We start from the raw sequence: 1,375 nt of genomic DNA, 5'->3' as shown, positions 1-1,375 counted from the left end.
GAGCAATGCTTGGAACCTGTGGATCGGCTCGGTGAGGGCGTACCCTCCCGAGTGATCGAATCCAAGGTCATCGAGTAGGCCGACGCGCCAACGTCGGCTGGGAGGGCACGCCCATGCTTACCGTAGTCGACGCCGAGGGCATGACGCCGAACGGTTCCCTGATCGATGAGATCGTGCGAGAGGGCGCGAAGCGGATGCTCGCCGCCGCGCTCGAGGCCGAGGTCAACGCCTATCTCGCGCAGCTGGCGGACCAGCGCGATGAGGCCGGGCGGCGCCTGGTGGTGCGCAACGGTTACCACGCCGAGCGCGCTGTGGCCACGGCCGCGGGCCCGGTGCAGGTCAAGGCGCCGCGGGTCAACGACAAACGCGTCGATCCAGACACCGGGGCGCGGGCCGCGGTTCTCCTCGGCGATCCTGCCCGCGTGGGCGCGCAAGACCCCGAAGGTCTCCGAGGTGCTGCCGCTGCTCTACCTGCACGGTTTGTCGACCGGTGACTTCGTCCCGGCGCTTGAGCAGTTCCTCGGTTCGGCGGCCGGGCTCTCGCCCGCGACCGTCTCGCGGCTGACCGCGCAGTGGCAGGCCGACCACGACGTCTTTCAACGCCGGGATTTGTCCGGCTGCGATTACGTGTACGTGTGGGCCGACGGCGTCCATCTGAAGGTGCGCCTGGAGGAGGCCAAGGCGAGCGTGCTGGTGCTGCTCGGAGTCCGCGCCGACGGACGCAAAGAGCTGATAGCCCTGGACTCGGGATACCGCGAATCGGGCGAATCATGGGCGAATCTGCTGCGCGATTGTGCCCGGCGCGGCATGCGGGCCCCGGTGCTCGCGGTCGGCGACGGGGCGCTGGGGTTCTGGAAGGCGCTGCGCGAGGTCTTCCCCGAGACCCGGGAGCAGCGCTGCTGGGTGCATAAAACCGCGAATGTCCTGGATGCGTTGCCGAAGTCGGCGCAGCCGGCGGCGAAGACGGCGCTCGCCGAGATCTGGGGCGCCGAGGACAAGGAGCACGCCCAGGACGCGGTCAAGGCGTTCGCCAAGGTGTACGGCGCGAAGTTCCCCAAGGCCGTGCAGAAGATCACCAGCGACGAGCCGGAACTGCTGGCGTTCTACGACTACCCCGCCGAACACTGGGTCCACCTGCGGACCACAAATCCTATTGAATCGACCTTCTCGACCGTCCGGCTCCGGACCAAGGTCACCCGCGGCGCGGGCTCGCGCACGGCCGCCCTCGCCATGACGTTCAAGCTCATCGAGTCCGCGCAGGACCGCTGGCGCGCCGTAAACGCGCCCCACCTCGTCGCCCTCGTACGCGCCGGAGCACGCTTCGAGCGCGGCGAACTCGTCGAGCGCGAACAGCTCACCGCAGCCTGATCAGCAC

Annotated in this window: 1 pseudogene; it reads left to right on the top strand. The window is 68.8% G+C overall.

Annotated elements, in window-relative coordinates:
* Positions 1–113: 113 nt before the first annotated feature.
* Positions 114–1,368, top strand: a pseudogene (locus KGA66_RS29045) (IS256 family transposase).
* Positions 1,369–1,375 lie beyond the last annotated feature (7 nt).

The organism is Actinocrinis puniceicyclus (genome assembly GCF_018283645.1).
Taxonomy (GTDB): Bacteria; Actinomycetota; Actinomycetes; order Streptomycetales; family Catenulisporaceae; genus Actinocrinis; species Actinocrinis puniceicyclus.
The sequence above is the reverse complement of the archived record's forward strand: the minus strand, read 5'-3'. Positions and strand labels throughout refer to the sequence as shown.